We start from the raw sequence: 16300 nt of genomic DNA on the forward strand, positions 1-16300 counted from the left end.
GAAGGAATTTTTATGGAGTCACCCAAACCACGCGCTGCTACGGATCTGCCGACACAAACCGAACAGCGCACGATCGCGCCGGCGGCCGATCAACACGATCACAGCGACCACGAGCATGCTTTCGATGTTGCTGAAGCGCTGCGCATTGGTGCCGTGGCCTTGGCCGCTGTCGCCGTGTGGTTTCACTGGTGGGAGCCGTGGTCCCAATTTAGCGTGATCGGCTTGGTCGGCCTGCTGATCGGCGGCTGGCCGATCTTCAAAGAGGCGATAGAGAACCTGCTCGCGCGGCGCATGACAATGGAATTGTCGATGACCATCGCGATTGTCGCGGCGGCCGCCATCTCGGAGTTCTTCACCGCGCTCGTGATCACCGTGTTCGTGCTGGTGGCCGAGGTGCTGGAGGGTATGACCGTGTCGCGCGGGCGACGCGCCATTCGCGATCTGCTGGATTTCCTGCCGCGCGAGGTCTCTGTTCGCCGCGATGGCGCGATCCGCGAAGTCGACAGCGGCTCGCTCGCCGTGGGCGATACCGTGCTGGTCAATCCAGGCGGCCGCATTCCCGTCGACGGTCGCGTCGTCGATGGGCATTCATTTGTCGATCAGGCGCGGATTACCGGCGAATCCATGCCGGTGGAAAAGACCGCCGGCACCGAGGTGTATGCCGGTTCCATCAACCAGTCCGGCGCGCTGGAAATTCTGGCGCAACGAATCGGCCGCGACACCAGCTACGGCAAGATCATCGACGCCGTGGAAGAGGCGGAGCGTTCGCGCGCTCCGGTGCAAGGGCTGGCCGATCGCATGGCCGGCTATCTGGTCTATTTCGCGCTGGCCGCGGCGCTGCTGACCTACCTGATCACGCGGGACATTCGCGCCACCATTTCCGTGATCATCGTCGCCGGGGCCTGCGGCATCGCCGCCGGTACACCGCTGGCGATCCTGGGTGCGATCGGTCGCGCGGCGCGAGGCGGTGCCATCATCAAAGGTGGCCTGTATCTGGAGCAGCTTGGCCGGGTCGATACCGTCGTTCTGGACAAGACCGGCACGCTGACTTACGGCGAACCGGAAGTGCAGTCGCTGGTGGTCGCCCCGGGCGCCGTCGTTGGCGATGTTCTGCGGCTGATGGCATCCGCCGAGCTGCGCTCAGAGCACCCGTTGGGCAAGACGCTGGTGCGCTATGCGCGTGCGCAGGGCGTGACGCCAGTCGAGCCAGAGGCCTTTCACTACACGCCGGGCCTCGGCATTTCCGCCACCGTCAACGGCGAGCGCATCCTGGTGGGAAATGAAGCGCTCTTGCGCAAGCGTGGCATCGCGCTGCCCGAGGAGGTGCTGACGCAGCGGCCGGCGGCTGCCAAGGTATGGCTGGCCCGTGGCGAAGCGTGGCTGGGCATGGCCATCGTCGCCGATACCGTTCGCAGCGAATCGCGAAATGCGCTGCAGGCGATGCACGCCATGGGACTTCGCACCGTGCTGTTGACCGGCGACACCAAGGCCGTCGCCCAAGCCGTGGGTGCCGAGCTGGGTATCGACACCATCGTGGCCGACGTGCTGCCGGATGCCAAACTCGCCTACATTGAACAACTGACTGCCGGCAAGGCCGTGGTGGCCATGGTCGGCGACGGCATCAACGATGCGCCCTCCCTGATGAAGGCGCATGTCGGGGTGGCGATGGGCTCGGGCACCGATGTCGCCCGCGAGAGCGCGGACGTGGTGCTGTTGGGCAATGACTTGGTCAAGTTCGTGCAGACATTGCAGCTGGCACGGCGCACGCGCCGCATCATCTGGGCCAACTTCGTGGGCACGGTGGCAGTGGATCTCGTCGGCATCGCGCTGGCCGCCGCCGGCTTGCTCAACCCCTTGCTGGCCGCGTTTATCCACGTCGCCTCGGAGATGACCTTCATCCTCAACTCGGCGCGGTTGCTGCCGTCGATTGATCCCCGCGGGGCCACTACGCGCCCACCGGTGGCACTGTCGGAGCACTGACCTGAGTGCAGCACGCTGACTCACCTCGCTACGTATTCCAGAGCCTTTCGCTTGAGTTACTACCATGCCATGGATCATCACCAAATATCTCATCACTGCGGCCATCGTGGTGGCGGTGTCGGAATTGGCCAAGCGCAGTGATCGGTTGGGTGCACTGCTCGCGTCCCTCCCGCTGGTAACGTTGCTCGCTTTGATCTGGCTCTATCTGGAAAAGCAGCCGGCGGAGAAGATTGCGAATCACGCCTGGTATACGTTCTGGTATGTCGTACCGACGCTGCCGATGTTCCTGATCTTTCCACGCCTGTTTGCCCGCTTTGGCTTCTGGCCCGCATTGGCGCTGAGCGGGGTCATCACGGTGGCGTGCTTTGGCGTCTTTGCAATAGCCATCAAGCCCTTTGGGGTCAAGTTACTCTGAATTTGGTCTTTTGGGCTGCGGCAGGCATGTTGCATTGCTGATTTGCATGAGCACGATTCAGGATACTGCCTATCCCCAATTGGAGAAGGATCTTAACGCCGTGAACTGGTGGCTATATACACGCCAACGGTCGACGGGTGCGAGTTGCCGTCGATGTCTCCGCACGCATGTTGGGCGCAGCCTTCGGCGGACGGCCATTCGGCACTACCAATTAGGAGATTGTTCGATGGAACTTCGTCATATGCGTCGCTTTCTAGCCGTCGCCGAAGAGCTCCACTTTGCTCGCGCGGCGGAACGACTTCATATCGAGCAGTCGCCGCTGTCGCGCGCGATCAAGGAACTTGAATCCGATCTGGGCGCGCAATTGTTCGAGCGCACCACGCGCAGCACGCGCCTGACTTGGGCCGGTCAGGTTTTTCTCGAAGATGTGCACCGCGTCTTCGCCGCGCTCGACCAGGCCCGGGTCAACGTGAAGGCTGCGGCAAACGGCTACCACGGCACGCTACGCATCGCAGTGTCCGATGGTATCGTCCCGTCACGCCTGGCGGCGCTACTGGCCCAATGCCGTGCGGAGGAGCCGGAAGTGGAGACCCGTTTGTTCCAGACGCCGTTTGCGCAGCAGGTCAAGGGACTGCGCAGCGATCTTTACGATGTGGGCTTTGCCCAATCCGATGAGGTGGTCGATGGCATCCTCGCCGAGCCGGTGTGGCAGGATCCGTTGGTAGCCGCCGTGCCGGCGCGCCATCCGCTGCTGATACACAAGCGCATTCCGCTGGAGGATGTACTGCGCTATCCGCTGGTGCTCTGTCATCCCGAAGCCTGTGAAGGCTGTGCGCGGCAGATCGAGCGCGTGCTGCGCACCGTGGATGCCGAGCCGATCGTGATCGATCGCGTAACGACGCGCGACATGCTGATTACACTGGTTGCGGCCGGCTATGGCATCGGCCTCACCAACGCGACCCATATTGAGGATTATCGCCATCCCGAGGTCGTCGTGCGACCGTTGGCCGGCCGTGCCGTCATGCTGACGACTTATTTGTTGCGGCCGGACGGTGAGCCGTCAGAGCCATTGCGTCATTTCATCGACCGGGTTAGTTCCGATCAAGCCCCTCTGCCAGGCAACAAACCGTAAAGCGCCTCCGATGGCCTGGCCTCATGTCGCAGGAGAAAGCCCTATGAACAAGATCGGCGTGGTGTTGATGACTGCCACGCTCACGGCGTGCAGCAGGGCCGCGCCCACCGACACGGTGGATTCGTTGGTGGCGCATCCCGATCGATTGCGTGCAGTTGAACAACAGTGCGCGAACGACTACGCGAAGATGGGCGCGGGCAAATGCAATGCCGCTTCTGAAGCGCGGCATCGCTTGTTCATGGGCAACGGCCCGCAGTACACCCCACCCAAGAAGGCGCCGAAGTTCTGAATTGTTGGCAAAGCAACACATGATGTCGATGTGTTACTTGCTACGCCGTCGTGCGCGCGCAAATCCTGTGACGCGCTGTACATTGCTCCTGCAGGAAATATTGTTTTTTCGATCATTTTTATCGCCATAACGGTCTTTGACCGGCACTGACCACGGCACCCAAGCTCCCGGTCATGCGGCGCGTTTGCCGCATACGTAGGGAGCAAGTCGGAGGCCGGCATGAACGGAGCCAGTGTGCTGTTCGGCCAGATACTGGCGGTGATCGGTATCGTGGTCGCGGGAACATGGGCTGCCACCCAATGGACCGCTGCACACCTGGGTTATCAGCTACGCCTCGGCGCGCCCTGGTTCGACCTGTTCGGCATTCCTTTCTATCACCCGTGGCGGCTGTTCGAATGGTGGTACTGGTACGACGCTTATGCGCCGCGCCTGTTCCTCAAGGGCGGCGCCATCGCCGCGACGAGCGGCTTTTCTGCCGCGTTCGTCGCCATCGGTATGTCGGTGTGGCGCGCGCGGCAGTCGCGGCGCGTCACCACCTACGGCTCGGCGCGCTGGGCCGATGCGAAGGAAATCCGCAACGCTGGATTGATCGGCACCGCTGGCGTCTTTCTCGGCCTCCATCATGATCGCTACCTGCGGCATGACGGCCCCGAGCATGTCCTGACCTTCGCGCCGACACGCTCGGGCAAGGGCGTGGGTCTCGTGGTGCCGACTCTGCTCTCTTGGCCGGCTTCGGTCGTGGTTCACGACATCAAGGGCGAGAACTGGCAGCTCACCGCCGGGTGGCGCGCGCGCTTCTCGCACTGCCTGCTGTTCAACCCTACCGATGCGCGCTCCGCTGCCTACAACCCGCTGCTGGAAGTCCGGCGCGGCGTACATGAAGTGCGCGACGTGCAGAACATCGCCGACATCCTTGTCGACCCCGAAGGTGCGCTGGAGCGGCGCAACCACTGGGAGAAGACTTCGCACGCGTTGCTGGTCGGCGCGATCCTGCATGTGCTCTACGCCGGCACCGACAAGACGCTGCGCGGCGTCGCCAACTTCCTCTCCGATCCGGCGTGTCCGTTCGAATTGACGCTGCACCGGATGATGACGACGAAGCACCTGGGCGAGGCGCCGCATCCGGTCGTCGCCTCCGCGGCACGCGAGGTGCTCAACAAGAGCGACAACGAGCGTTCGGGCGTGCTATCCACCGCTATGAGCTTCCTCGGCCTGTACCGTGATCCCACGGTGGCCGAAGTCACCGCGCGCTGCGACTGGCGCATCGCCGACCTGATCTCGGCCGAGCACCCGGTGTCGCTGTATCTGGTCGTGCCGCCGTCCGATATCAGCCGCACGAAGCCACTGATCCGGCTCATCCTCAACCAGATCGGCCGGCGACTGACCGAATCGCTGGACGGCTCCGACGGTATCGCACGCCGGCATCGCCTGCTGCTGATGCTCGATGAGTTCCCGGCGCTCGGCCGGCTCGACTTCTTCGAGTCGGCGTTGGCGTTCATGGCCGGCTACGGCATTCGCAGCTTCCTGATTGCGCAGAGCCTCAACCAGATCGACAAGGCGTATGGCGTCAATCACTCGATCCTGGACAACTGCCATGTGCGCGTGACGTTCGCCACCAACGACGAACGTACCGCCAAGCGCATCTCCGAGACGCTGGGCACCGCAACCGAGCTGCGCGCACAACGCAACTATGCCGGCCATCGCTTGGCACCTTGGCTTGGGCATCTGATGGTGTCGCGCCAGGAGACCGCACGCCCGTTGTTGACACCCGGCGAGGTGATGCAGCTCCCGCCCGACGATGCCGTAGTGATGGTCTCGGGCCAGGCGCCGATCCGTGCAAAGAAGCTGCGCTACTACGCCGATGCCAACTTCAAGCGCCGCGTGCTTGCGCCGCCGGTGTTGGCGAGCGGCCCTTATGTCGATGTACCGACGCGGCGCGCTGACGACTGGAGCGCACTGCCCATTCCCGTGATGCCGAGTGCGCCTGCCGCAACGATCACGCTGCCTGAAGGCGCGACCGACGACGGCGGCTTGCGGCGCCAACCCGAGCTGGCCGACGAGATGATCTATGTCCCGACGTCCGACAGGGTGGCCGACGACCTGACGATGCTCGATGACGATGATCTGGCATTGCCGATTCCCGCCCAGCTCGATCCACGCCTGCAACGTACGGCGCGGCTGGCCACGCTCGATCCGGCGGACGGGATACCGCTATGAGCCAATACCGTCTCAATCTCTTCATCCCACCCGAGCACGCCCGGCGGCTCGATGAGCTGGCCACCAAGAAGGGCGTCTCGAAGTCGTCCATCGTCGCGGCGGCGCTGGCATCCTGGCTATCGCCCGATGCTGGCGACCAGCGCGAGGCCGCGATCGCCAAGCGGCTGGACCGGCTCACGCGCCAGTTCGAGCGCCTGGAACGCGACCAGTCCATCCAGATCGAAACGCTGGCGCTGTTCATCCGCTACTTCCTGACCGTCAGCACTCCGGTGCCGGAGGCACACCAGGATGCGGCGCGTGCGCAGGGCAAGGCGCGTTTCGCGCAGTTCATCGAACAGTTGGGTCGCCACCTGCTGCGCGGACACAGCCTTGTGCGCGAGCTGGTGGAGGAAATCCAGCCCGACACGGTGCGACGTGACGCTGCCGCCGGCTATGCGGACGCGCCGGCACCGGGAGAGGCGCCATGAGCGCGCAACCGCACGACCTGCTGACGCCGGCTGCCCGGTCGCTGGACCGGCGTGTGCGCATGCTGCGCACGGCGATGGGGCCATTGATCGCTGGCGCGCTGGATGACCCGGACGTGGTGGAGATCCTGCTCAACCCGGACGGTTCGTTGTGGATCGACCGGCTGTCCAATGGACGCACGCCGACAGACGTACGGCTTTCCGCTGCCGATGGCGAACGCATCATTCGCTTGGTCGCCGCCCATGTGCGCGCCGAAGTGCATGCCAGCAAGCCGCTGCTGTCGGCGGAGCTGCCCGAGACCGGCGAACGCTTCGAGGGCATCCTGCCGCCGGCGGCGCCAGGGCCAGCCTTCGCGCTGCGCAAGCGTGCGGTCGGCGTGATCCCGCTCGAACGCTACGTCACCGACGGGATGATGACGACCGCGCAAGTGGGTTTCCTGCTGGGCGCCGTGCGCGAACGCCAGAACATCCTGATCGCCGGCGGTACTAGCACCGGCAAGACCACGCTCGCCAATGCCTTGCTCGCGGAGATTGCTGCCACCGGTGACCGCGTACTGGTGCTTGAAGATACGGTGGAACTGCAATGCGCGGCACGCGATCACGTGCCGCTGCGCACGTTGCCGGGCGTCGTGTCGATGACGGAACTCGTGCGCGCCACGATGCGGCTGCGCCCCGACCGCGTGATTGTCGGCGAGGTACGCGGCGGCGAAGCGCTCGATCTGGTCAAGGTCTGGGGTACCGGTCATCCGGGTGGCATCGCCACCGTCCACGCCGGCTCCGCGCACGGCGCGCTGCTGCGCCTGGAGCAACTGATTCTCGAAGTCGCCGTGACCGCGCCGCGCGCGCTGATCGCCGAGGCAGTCGACGTCGTCATCTTCATCGCCGGGCGCGGCCGTGCCCGCCGTATCCAGGACATCGCCCGCGTCGCCGGTTTCGACGAGCGCGGCTACCGGCTCGATGCCGCGCCCGGTGCGTTGTTTTCCGCGTCCGCCCCTCCAGGAGTCCCGTCATGACACGAACACGCTTTTACGACGATCCGCATTTCCGTAACGCGCGGCCTTGGCTGCTGCTGATGTGTCTGGTGGCGACGGCCGCCCATGCTGCCGGCTCCAACATGCCGTGGGAAGCGCCGCTGCAATCCATTCTCGATTCGATCCAGGGACCGGTCGCCAAGATCATCGCGGTCATCGTCATCATCGTGACGGGCCTCACGCTCGCGTTCGGCGACAGCAGCGGCGGCTTCCGGCGTCTGATCCAGATCGTATTCGGGCTGTCGATCGCGTTCGCCGCATCGAGCTTCTTCCTGTCGTTCTTCAGCTTCTCTGGCGGGGCGGTGGTGGCATGAACGAATTCGCCGCCACCGGCTTCGAGGTGCCGCTGCATCGCTCGCTGACCGAACCGATCCTGATGGGCGGCGCACCGCGCTCCGTGGCGATCGCCAACGGCACGCTGGCTGCCGCCGTGGGCCTCGGCCTGCAACTGTGGATTCCTGGCATCGCGCTGTGGCTGATCGGCCATTCGCTCGCCGTGTGGGGAGCACGCGTCGATCCGCAGTTCATGTCGGTTTTCGCGCGCCATCTCAAGCACAAGCCGTTGCTGGACGTGTGAGGCCGACGCCATGCTGCATCTTGCCGAATACCGCCCGCGCTCCGCGTTGCTTGCCGACTGGCTACCGTGGGCGGGCCTGGTCGCGCCCGGCGTGGTGCTCAACAAGGATGGCAGTTTCCAACGCACGGCACGTTTCCGCGGACCCGACCTAGACAGCGCGACGCCGGGCGAGCTGGTCGCCACGACCGCGCGCCTGAACAACGCGCTGCGCCGGCTGGGTTCAGGCTGGGCACTCTTTATTGAAGCCGAGCGCCGGCCGGCGGCGGGCTATCCGCACTCGGACTTTCCCGAGTCGCTGTCCTGGTTGGTGGACGAGGAGCGCCGCGCGGCGTTCGAGGCGGCCGGCAGCCACTATGAGAGTGGCTATCACCTGACGCTGGTGTACCTGCCGCCCGAAGAGGCTCGGGCGCGGGCGGCGAAGCTGCTGTACGAGAACACGCCCACGTCCGGCGTGGACTGGCGCGAACGGCTGACCGCTTTCGTCGCCGAGACGGATCGGGTGTTCGACCTGCTCGATGGCGTGATGCCGGAGATCGACTGGCTCGACGATAGCCAGACGCTGACCTACCTGCACGCAACCATTTCGACACGGCGCTATCGCATCAGCGTGCCGGAAGTGCCGTTCCATCTCGACGCGTTGCTGGCCGACACGGCGCTGGTCGGCGGCCTCGCGCCCATACTGGGCGATCGGCACCTGCGCATCGTGACGGTGCGCGGTTTCCCGACGTCGACGTGGCCGGGCCTGCTCGATGATCTAAACCGCCTGGGTTTCGCCTATCGCTGGTGCACGCGTTTCCTCTGCCTGGACAAGGCCGAAGCAGAGAAGGAACTGACACGGCTGCGGCGGCAGTGGTTCGCCAAGCGCAAGAATGTCGTCGCGTTGCTGCGCGAAACCATCTTCCAGCAGGAATCGCCGCTGGTCGATACCGATGCCAGCAACAAGGCGAGCGACGCGGACGCTGCCCTGCAGGAATTGGGCAGCGACCAGGTGGCCTTCGGCTATGTGACGACAACCGTCGTCGTGATGGATGCTGACGCGGCAGCCGCCGACGAAAAGCTGCGCATGGTCGAGCGCGCAATCCAGGGCCGCGGCTTCGTGACGATTCCCGAAACGCTCAATGCGGTGGAAGCGTGGCTGTCCTCGATTCCGGGCCATGCCTATGCCAACGTGCGTCAGCCGAGTATTTCCACGCTGAATCTTGCGCATCTGATGCCGGTCTCTGCCGTGTGGGCCGGCCAGGAGAAGAACCCCCATCTCGATGGTCCAGCGCTGATTGTCACGCGCACGGATGGGGCCACGCCGTTCCGGTTGGTGACACACATCGGTGACGTGGGGCATACGCTGGTGGTCGGCCCCACCGGCATGGGCAAGTCCGTGCTGCTGGCCGTGTTGGCGATGCAGTTTCGGCGCTATCCACGCTCGCGCATCTTCGCCTTCGACATGGGGCGCTCGATGCGCGCCACCATCCTTGGCTTGGGTGGCGAGCACTACGACCTCGGCGCCGATGGCGCCATCGCATTCCAGCCGCTCGCACGCATCGATCGGGATGGCTACCGCACCTGGGCTGCCGAATGGGTGGAAGGCCGGTTGTCGCACGAAGGCATCACGGTCGGGCCTGACGAGAAGGCGGCAGTCTGGTCGGCACTCGGCAGTCTGGCCGGTGCACCGCTCGAACAGCGCACGCTGACCGGTCTGTCGGTGCTGCTCCAGTCGAACACGTTGCGCCAGGCGCTCGCGCCCTACGTGCTGGGCGGCGCGCACGGTCGCCTGTTGGATGCCGATCACGACCGGCTGGGTTCGGCCGACGTACAAGGCTTCGAGATGGAAGAACTCATGCACAGTAAGGCCGCCGTGCTGGCCGTACTGCATTACCTCTTCGCGCGCTTCGACGAACGCTTCGACGGCGTACCAACGCTCCTGATTCTTGATGAGTCATGGCTGTTCCTGGATGACCCGGTGTTCGCGGCGCGCATCCGCCAGTGGTTGAAGACGCTGCGCAAGAAGAACGTCAGCGTCATCTTCGCCACGCAGTCGCTCGCCGACATCAAGGATTCAAGCATTGCACCCGCGATCATCGAGAGCTGCGCGAGCCGCATCTTCCTGCCGAACCCGCAAGCGACCGAGCCGCAGATTCGCACCATCTACGAAGGCTTTGGCCTCAACAGCCGGCAGATCGAGATCGTCGCCACCGCCCAGCCCAAGCGTGACTACTACTACCAGTCGCGGCTGGGCAATCGCCTGTTCGACCTTGACCTGGGACCGGTGGCGCTGGCGTTCGCTGGCGCCTCGACGCCGCAGGATCAGCGCGACATGGATCGCGTGCTCGACGCCGGCGCGCCGGAGTTCACCGGTGCCTGGTTGCGCCATACCGGCCTCGATTGGGCCGCCGATCTCATCCCCTCGTTTCCCTCGGTTCCTTCACCATCGGAGATTCGGCCATGAAGAAGACCTGGCTGGCCGCCGCTGCGGCCGTGTTGTTCACCTGTTCATCCGCGAGCTTCGCGCAGTGGGCGGTGTTCGACGTCGCGAACTACTCGCAGAACCTGCTGACCGCCGCGCGCGAGCTGCAACAGATCGACAACCAGATCCAGCAGTTGCAGAACGAAGCAACGATGCTGGTCAACCAGGGACGCAATCTCACCAGCCTCAACTACAACTCGCTGTCGCAGTTGCTGTCCACCTTGGCGACGACGAATCAGTTGATCTCACAGGCGCAGGGATTGACCTTCAACGTCGCGCAGTCGCAGGCGACGTTCAATCGACTGTATCCCGGCTCCTACGCTGCCGACACCCCGAACGCGCAAATGGTGCAGGACGCGCAAACGCGCTGGCAGACCTCGGTGCAGGCATTGCAGACCTCGACGCAGATGCAGTCGCAGGCCGCGCAAAACCTGCTGTCGGATCAGGGCGTATTGAGCGGGCTGGTCACGCAGAGCCAGGGCGCGGTCGGCGCGTTGCAGGCCAGCCAGGCGACCAACCAGTTGCTCGCCCTGATCGCGCGCCAGGCGATCCAGGCCCAACAGCTCACCGTGTCGCAGGATCGCGCGACGGCGCTGGACCAAGCGCGTGCGGCGGCCGATGAGGCGCAGGCCGAGCAGGTGCGTTCGCGCTTCATCGGCAGCGGCCCGCAGTACACGCCGCAACCGGTGAAATTTTACGGGAACTGACGATGATGCGCCACGCACTCGTCCTCGTCCTCGTCCTCGTCGCCATCGTCATGCTGACCGCTTGCGGTCGGTACGAACCCGCGTTGACGGTCGATGCACTCGCACACGATCCGCAGCGGCTTTACGTGCTTCGCCATCGCTGTGCCGTTGCACATCCGCAGATGGACGGCGCGACGTGCCGCCTCGTGGACGCGGCGTATGCGCGGCGCTTCTTCCTCGGGCTGGGTGGCCCCGGCGAATACCAGACGTTGGCCTCGTTGCCGCCGATCCCGGCGAGCTTCGATACGCCTGACGACGGAGCATGGCCATGAACGACCTGTCCGTCATCGACCAGTTCCTGGCGGTCTTCTCGCAGTACATCGATTCCGGCTTCGGATTGCTGCATGGCGAAGTCGCGTACCTCTCCGCCACGCTGATCGTCATCGACATGACGCTGGCCGGCCTGTTCTGGGCGATGGGCGGCGAGGACGTGCTGGCCAAGCTCATCCGCAAGACCCTCTACATCGGTGCCTTCGCCTACATCATCGGCAACTTCAACACGCTGGCCGGCATCGTGTTCCGCTCGTTCACGGGGCTTGGGCTGCTCGCCGCCGGCTCGACGTTGAGCATCGGCAACTTCCTGCAACCGGGGCGGCTCGCCGCGATTGGCGTCCAGGCCGGTCAGCCGATCCTGCAACAAGTCGGCACGATGTCGCACGGGTTCACGGCGGTTTTCAGCAACCTCGACATGATCGTGGTGCTACTGCTCGCGTGGATCGTGGTCGTCATCAGCTTTTTCATCCTGGCCGTGCAGCTTTTCGTGACGCTGATCGAGTTCAAGCTGACCACGCTCGCCGGTTTCGTGCTGGTGCCATTCGCGCTGTGGAACAAGACGGCGTTTCTTGCCGAGAAGGTGCTCGGCAATGTGGTGTCCTCGGGCATCAAGGTGCTGGTGTTGGCGGTGATCGTTGGCATCGGCTCGACGATCTTCGGGCAGTTCCAGACGCCGGCCGGTGCCGATCCGTCGCTGAACCATGCGCTCGCCGTCATGCTGGCCTCGCTCACGATGCTGGGCCTGGGCATCTTCGGACCGGGCATTGCCACGGGCCTCGTGTCCGGTGCACCACAGCTTGGTGCCGGGACGGCGGCTGGTACGGCGCTCGGTGCGGCGGGTCTCGCGGTGGCTGGCGGAGCAGCCGTGGCGACGGGTGGTGCTGCAGTCGCGGCCGGAACACGCCTGGCGGCTCGCGGTGCGGTAGGCACCGCACGTGCAGCCGGTGGTGCGGCGTCGGCCTATCGCGCCGGCGCGGCCGCCTCGGGCGCGGCCGGCGCACGGGCCGTCGGCGCGGGCATGGCCAACGTGGCGCGTAGCGGTGCGCAAGCGGCGGGTGAGCGCGTCGCGGCCGGCGCCCGTGCCGTGCGGAATCGTGTGGCCTCGGCCGCTGGCGTCGGATCGACCTCGAACACCTCGTCGAGCGCGGCGGCACCTGCCGGATCCGCTGACAAGGCACCCGATTGGGCGCAGCGCCTGCAACGCCGCCAGCGCGTGGCACACGGTGCCTCGACGGCCGCCCATGTCGTGCGCTCGGCTGATCACGGCGGCGGCGGTGCCGCGCCGGAACTACGCGATTCCTCGAACGAGTAAGGGAGGCGAACGATGCGCTTCACACGACCCGGCGTGCGCTACAGCGAGTCACCTGTACCCGCCACACCGTATCAAGCCGCTGCCCAAGTGTGGGACGAACGCCTGGGCAGCGCCCGCGTGCAGGCGAAGAACTGGCGGCTGATGACCTTCGGTTGTCTCGGGCTCGCGTTGTTGATGGCCGCTGGACTCGTATGGCAGTCCGGCCAGTCGCGCGTCACGCCTTACGTGGTCGAAGTCGATCACGCCGGCCAGGTGCGTGCCGTCGGCGCCGCAGTCACGCCGTACCAGCCGACCGAGGCACAGATCGCCTATCACCTGGCGCGCTTCATCGCCGATGTGCGCGCGCTGTCGATCGACCCGGTGGTGGTGCGGCAGGACTGGCTCGAAGCCTACGGTTACACCACGGACCGGGGCGCGACCACCTTGAACGATTACGCCCGTGCCCATAATCCATTCGCGCATGTCGGCCGAGACTCCATCTCGGTGGACGTGACCAGCGTGGTGCGTGTGAGCGACACCTCGTTCCAGGTGCGCTGGACTGAGCAGCACTACAACGAGGGCACACCCACCGGCATCGAGCACTGGACCGCGATGCTCACCCTCGTCATGCAGACGCCGCGCACCGAACAGCAGGTGCGCCGTAACCCCCTCGGTATCTACATCAACGGGCTGTCCTGGAGCCGCGACCTGGATGCGCCGGAAGGAGCGAAGAAGCCATGAAACACGTCATCACCACGTTTGCTTTCCTCGGCCTGCTCGGCGCGCTCTCCGGTTGCGCCACCCAGGGCAAGCCACCGCCGGTCATCTCGCTGGATGAGTCGGTCAAAGCGCAACCGCTGCCCGAGCCGGCAAAGCCGGTCGCGGTGGTGGAAGTGCCCAAGCCCCTGCCGTTGCCGGACCAGATGAAGCCGCTACCGGGCGGCGCCGATACGAAGCCGACGCCCGAACCTGCCGATGCGAAGACGCGCGTTGAGCAGGCCAATGCCGAGGCGAGCGTGGCACCCACGCGCGAGGGCTACATCAACGCGATCCAGGTCTGGCCGTTTTCCGATGGTGCGCTGTATCAGGTCTATGCGAGCCCCGGCCGGGTGACGGTCATCAGCTTGCAGCCGGGCGAGGAACTGGTGACGGTCGCGGCCGGCGACACCGTGCAGTGGATCGTAGGCGATACGGCCAGCGGCAGCGGCACGGATCGGCGAGTGGCCGTCATGGTCAAACCGGTGCGCGTGGGAATCACGACGAACCTCGTCATCACGACGAGCCGGCGCACTTATCTGCTGGAACTCACATCCACCGCGAAGGCGTGGATGGCGTCCGTGTCGTGGCAGTACCCGAAGGATCAGATGCTGGCGTTGCAGGCCCAGGCGCAGGCAGCCGATACGCAAGCGCCCGCCGCCTCGGGCCTGTCGCTCGACCAGTTGCACTTCCGCTACGCGATCACGGGCGACAGCCCGCCATGGAAGCCGGTACGTGCCTTCGATGATGGGCAGCATGTGTATATCCAGTTTCCCGCCGGCATCGCGCAGGGCGAATTGCCACCGCTATTCGTGGTTGGCCCGGACGGCAAGGGCGAGTTGGTGAACTACCGTTTCCACGCGCCTTACGACATCGTGGATCGACTGTTCGGCGCGGCCGAGCTGCGGCTCGGTGGCAAGGATGGGAGTAGGGCGGCCGTCGTGCGCATCGAGCGCACCGACGGCATCGCCGCGGGAGCGGGTCATGGACACGACTGACCACGAAGCCCAGCCCGCGCCGAAGGTGGCTCCCGAGGGCATTGCGTTGCGCGCTTCGCCGCGTCCAGTGACGCGGCTCAATCGCCGCACGCTGGCCATTTCGGCGACGTTGCTCGCGGTGGCCGTCGCCGGCGCATCCATGTGGGCGCTGCAATCGAAGGGCCGGCGCGGTTCGGGCGACCAGACGGAGCTATACAACGTCGATCGGATCGCCAAGTCCGACGACCTGGACCAGTTGCCGGCCGACTATTCGAAGCTGCCGGCGAAGCCGGCGCCGACGGCCAGCGTACCGCAGCTCGGACCGCCGCTGCCCGGCGACTGGGGTGCGGCGTCCGTCGCGCCATTACCGGCTGGTAACGCTAATCCGGGGCCATCAGCCGAGAACATTGACCGGCAGCGCCAGGCTGAGGAAGTCGCCCGGTCGTCGGTGTTCTTCCGCACCAGCAACGCCACGGGAAAAGCGGACGCAGCGGCGACGACAGCGCCGTTGCCGACCATGCCGAACACTTCGGCCGGACCGTTCAATCCGATGGGTGCCGGGCCGGCGTCTACGGCGGCGCAACCCAACGATCCGACGGCGCTCCAGAACCGACAGGATCAGAAGGAAGCGTTCCTGACCAAAGGCGGCGATGTGGCAACCAGCAACACCGGTACCTTGCAGGCGCCGACCTCACCGTACACGGCGATGGCGGGCACCATCATTCCGGCGGCGCTGGTGACGGGCATCAATTCCGACCTGCCGGGGCAGATCATTGCCGAGGTGACACAGCCGGTGTACGACACCGCGAGCGGTCACTATCTGCTGATTCCGCAAGGCTCGCGCCTGATCGGCCGCTACGACAGCCAAGTGGCCTTCGGGCAGCGGCGCGTGCTGCTGGTCTGGCTGCGGCTGGTGCTGCCGGATACCTCGTCGATTGCGCTGGACAAGCTGCCCGGCATCGACCCGGCCGGCTACGCCGGTCTGGAGGACGGCGTGGATTGGCACTGGGGCCGCATCCTGTCAGGCGCGGCGCTGTCCACGCTGCTCGGCGTCAGCTCCGAGCTAGCTGTCTCGAATGAGGGCAACGTCAACGGCAACACGGTCGTCGCCTTGCGCAACAGTGCGCAGGACACGGCCAATCAGGTGGGTCAGGAGATCACGCGCCGTAACCTCAGCATCCAGCCGACGCTGACGGTGCAGCCGGGGTTCCAAGTCAACGTAATGGTGAACAAGGATCTGCTGCTGCGACCATACCAGCCGCTCTTTATTCAGCGAGGGGCGATGCCATGAGTTCGTCCCCGAAAAAGCTGCGGCTCGGGCCACTGCCCGATACCCATACGGTCAAGTTGACATTCTCATGCTCGGCTCAACTCAAGGCTGACCTCGATCGTTACGCTGCATTGCATGCGCAGACCTATGGCGAGGCGGTCGATGCAGCGAGGTTGATCCCGCATATGCTTGAAGCTTTTGTGGCGGGAGATCGAGGCTTCCGACGATCGAATGGCAGTAGCGCACGGCGCAATGAAAAAGCCGCCCCTGCGTGAGCAGGGACGGCTTCTGAATTGGTGCCCGAGGTCGGACTCGAACCGACAAGCCTTGCGGCGGAGGATTTTCTTACCACTTCGGCTTTCGCCGCCGTCCTGCACGAGGCAGGGCGTTCGTGGTCTGGAGCACGCCTTCACCGTAGCGC

17 protein-coding genes are annotated in these 16300 nt (G+C 65.2%); all 17 read left to right on the plus strand.

Annotation, left to right across the window (positions count from 1 at the left end; genetic code table 11):
- The first annotated feature begins 12 nt into the window (after nt 1-12).
- Nucleotides 13-1980 (plus strand): heavy metal translocating P-type ATPase, encoded by a 1968-nt coding sequence (locus ACFCQI_RS14640; RefSeq protein ID WP_395117848.1) that lies wholly within the window; start codon nt 13-15, stop codon nt 1978-1980.
- Nucleotides 1981-2044: 64 nt separating this feature from the next.
- Entirely contained in the window at nt 2045-2395 is a 351-nt protein-coding gene (locus tag ACFCQI_RS14645; protein ID WP_395117850.1) for a DUF3147 family protein, read from the plus strand.
- A gap of 226 nt (nt 2396-2621) precedes the next feature.
- Nucleotides 2622-3527, plus strand: a complete 906-nt coding sequence (locus ACFCQI_RS14650) for a LysR family transcriptional regulator (RefSeq protein WP_395117852.1) — start codon at nt 2622-2624, stop codon at nt 3525-3527.
- Nucleotides 3528-3570: 43 nt separating this feature from the next.
- On the plus strand, nt 3571-3816 hold the full coding sequence (locus ACFCQI_RS14655) for an EexN family lipoprotein (RefSeq protein WP_395117854.1): 246 nt from the start codon (nt 3571-3573) through the stop codon (nt 3814-3816).
- Nucleotides 3817-4035: 219 nt separating this feature from the next.
- Nucleotides 4036-6033, plus strand: coding sequence for a conjugal transfer protein TraG (locus ACFCQI_RS14660; RefSeq protein ID WP_395117856.1), 1998 nt, complete (start codon nt 4036-4038; stop codon nt 6031-6033).
- Nucleotides 6030-6500: a CopG family transcriptional regulator gene (locus tag ACFCQI_RS14665; RefSeq protein WP_395117858.1), complete on the plus strand. Its 471-nt coding sequence runs from the start codon at nt 6030-6032 to the stop codon at nt 6498-6500. The genes ACFCQI_RS14660 and ACFCQI_RS14665 overlap by 4 nt, the downstream gene beginning before the upstream one ends.
- Nucleotides 6497-7510: a P-type conjugative transfer ATPase TrbB gene (trbB, locus tag ACFCQI_RS14670; RefSeq protein ID WP_395117860.1), complete on the plus strand. Its 1014-nt coding sequence runs from the start codon at nt 6497-6499 to the stop codon at nt 7508-7510. Before ACFCQI_RS14665 ends, trbB begins: the two co-directional genes overlap by 4 nt.
- Nucleotides 7511-7569: 59 nt before the next feature.
- Nucleotides 7570-7842: a TrbC/VirB2 family protein gene (locus ACFCQI_RS14675; protein ID WP_395121371.1), complete on the plus strand. Its 273-nt coding sequence runs from the start codon at nt 7570-7572 to the stop codon at nt 7840-7842.
- Entirely contained in the window at nt 7839-8105 is a 267-nt protein-coding gene (locus ACFCQI_RS14680) for a VirB3 family type IV secretion system protein (RefSeq protein WP_395117862.1), read from the plus strand. Before ACFCQI_RS14675 ends, ACFCQI_RS14680 begins: the two co-directional genes overlap by 4 nt.
- Before the next feature lie 10 nt (nt 8106-8115).
- Nucleotides 8116-10548: a conjugal transfer protein TrbE gene (trbE, locus tag ACFCQI_RS14685; protein ID WP_395117864.1), complete on the plus strand. Its 2433-nt coding sequence runs from the start codon at nt 8116-8118 to the stop codon at nt 10546-10548.
- Nucleotides 10545-11273, plus strand: coding sequence for a P-type conjugative transfer protein TrbJ (trbJ, locus tag ACFCQI_RS14690; RefSeq protein ID WP_395117866.1), 729 nt, complete (start codon nt 10545-10547; stop codon nt 11271-11273). Before trbE ends, trbJ begins: the two co-directional genes overlap by 4 nt.
- A gap of 2 nt (nt 11274-11275) precedes the next feature.
- Nucleotides 11276-11584: a hypothetical protein gene (locus ACFCQI_RS14695; RefSeq protein ID WP_395117868.1), complete on the plus strand. Its 309-nt coding sequence runs from the start codon at nt 11276-11278 to the stop codon at nt 11582-11584.
- The gene (trbL, locus tag ACFCQI_RS14700; RefSeq protein ID WP_395117870.1) at nt 11581-12897 is read left to right on the plus strand and encodes a P-type conjugative transfer protein TrbL; all 1317 of its coding nucleotides are present in this window, start codon (nt 11581-11583) and stop codon (nt 12895-12897) included. The genes ACFCQI_RS14695 and trbL overlap by 4 nt, the downstream gene beginning before the upstream one ends.
- A gap of 12 nt (nt 12898-12909) precedes the next feature.
- Nucleotides 12910-13617 carry a conjugal transfer protein TrbF gene (gene trbF, locus ACFCQI_RS14705; protein WP_395117872.1) on the plus strand — a complete coding sequence of 236 codons (708 nt, stop codon included), beginning with the start codon at nt 12910-12912 and terminating at the stop codon, nt 13615-13617.
- Nucleotides 13614-14630: a P-type conjugative transfer protein TrbG gene (gene trbG, locus ACFCQI_RS14710; protein ID WP_395117874.1), complete on the plus strand. Its 1017-nt coding sequence runs from the start codon at nt 13614-13616 to the stop codon at nt 14628-14630. Before trbF ends, trbG begins: the two co-directional genes overlap by 4 nt.
- On the plus strand, nt 14617-15900 hold the full coding sequence (locus ACFCQI_RS14715; protein ID WP_395117876.1) for a TrbI/VirB10 family protein: 1284 nt from the start codon (nt 14617-14619) through the stop codon (nt 15898-15900). Before trbG ends, ACFCQI_RS14715 begins: the two co-directional genes overlap by 14 nt.
- Nucleotides 15897-16154 (plus strand): DUF2274 domain-containing protein, encoded by a 258-nt coding sequence (locus tag ACFCQI_RS14720; RefSeq protein ID WP_395117878.1) that lies wholly within the window; start codon nt 15897-15899, stop codon nt 16152-16154. Before ACFCQI_RS14715 ends, ACFCQI_RS14720 begins: the two co-directional genes overlap by 4 nt.
- Nucleotides 16155-16300 lie beyond the last annotated feature (146 nt).

The organism is Rhodanobacter sp. FW102-FHT14D06 (genome assembly GCF_043950705.1).
Classification (GTDB): domain Bacteria; phylum Pseudomonadota; class Gammaproteobacteria; order Xanthomonadales; family Rhodanobacteraceae; genus Rhodanobacter.

Coding starts and splice junctions, on each gene's coding strand:
- ACFCQI_RS14640 (WP_395117848.1), top strand. CDS start 13: ATGGAGTCACCCAAACCACGCGCTGCTACGGATCTGCCGACACAAACC.
- ACFCQI_RS14645 (WP_395117850.1), top strand. CDS start 2,045: ATGCCATGGATCATCACCAAATATCTCATCACTGCGGCCATCGTGGTG.
- ACFCQI_RS14650 (WP_395117852.1), top strand. CDS start 2,622: ATGGAACTTCGTCATATGCGTCGCTTTCTAGCCGTCGCCGAAGAGCTC.
- ACFCQI_RS14655 (WP_395117854.1), top strand. CDS start 3,571: ATGAACAAGATCGGCGTGGTGTTGATGACTGCCACGCTCACGGCGTGC.
- ACFCQI_RS14660 (WP_395117856.1), top strand. CDS start 4,036: ATGAACGGAGCCAGTGTGCTGTTCGGCCAGATACTGGCGGTGATCGGT.
- ACFCQI_RS14665 (WP_395117858.1), top strand. CDS start 6,030: ATGAGCCAATACCGTCTCAATCTCTTCATCCCACCCGAGCACGCCCGG.
- trbB (WP_395117860.1), top strand. CDS start 6,497: ATGAGCGCGCAACCGCACGACCTGCTGACGCCGGCTGCCCGGTCGCTG.
- ACFCQI_RS14675 (WP_395121371.1), top strand. CDS start 7,570: ATGTGTCTGGTGGCGACGGCCGCCCATGCTGCCGGCTCCAACATGCCG.
- ACFCQI_RS14680 (WP_395117862.1), top strand. CDS start 7,839: ATGAACGAATTCGCCGCCACCGGCTTCGAGGTGCCGCTGCATCGCTCG.
- trbE (WP_395117864.1), top strand. CDS start 8,116: ATGCTGCATCTTGCCGAATACCGCCCGCGCTCCGCGTTGCTTGCCGAC.
- trbJ (WP_395117866.1), top strand. CDS start 10,545: ATGAAGAAGACCTGGCTGGCCGCCGCTGCGGCCGTGTTGTTCACCTGT.
- ACFCQI_RS14695 (WP_395117868.1), top strand. CDS start 11,276: ATGATGCGCCACGCACTCGTCCTCGTCCTCGTCCTCGTCGCCATCGTC.
- trbL (WP_395117870.1), top strand. CDS start 11,581: ATGAACGACCTGTCCGTCATCGACCAGTTCCTGGCGGTCTTCTCGCAG.
- trbF (WP_395117872.1), top strand. CDS start 12,910: ATGCGCTTCACACGACCCGGCGTGCGCTACAGCGAGTCACCTGTACCC.
- trbG (WP_395117874.1), top strand. CDS start 13,614: ATGAAACACGTCATCACCACGTTTGCTTTCCTCGGCCTGCTCGGCGCG.
- ACFCQI_RS14715 (WP_395117876.1), top strand. CDS start 14,617: ATGGACACGACTGACCACGAAGCCCAGCCCGCGCCGAAGGTGGCTCCC.
- ACFCQI_RS14720 (WP_395117878.1), top strand. CDS start 15,897: ATGAGTTCGTCCCCGAAAAAGCTGCGGCTCGGGCCACTGCCCGATACC.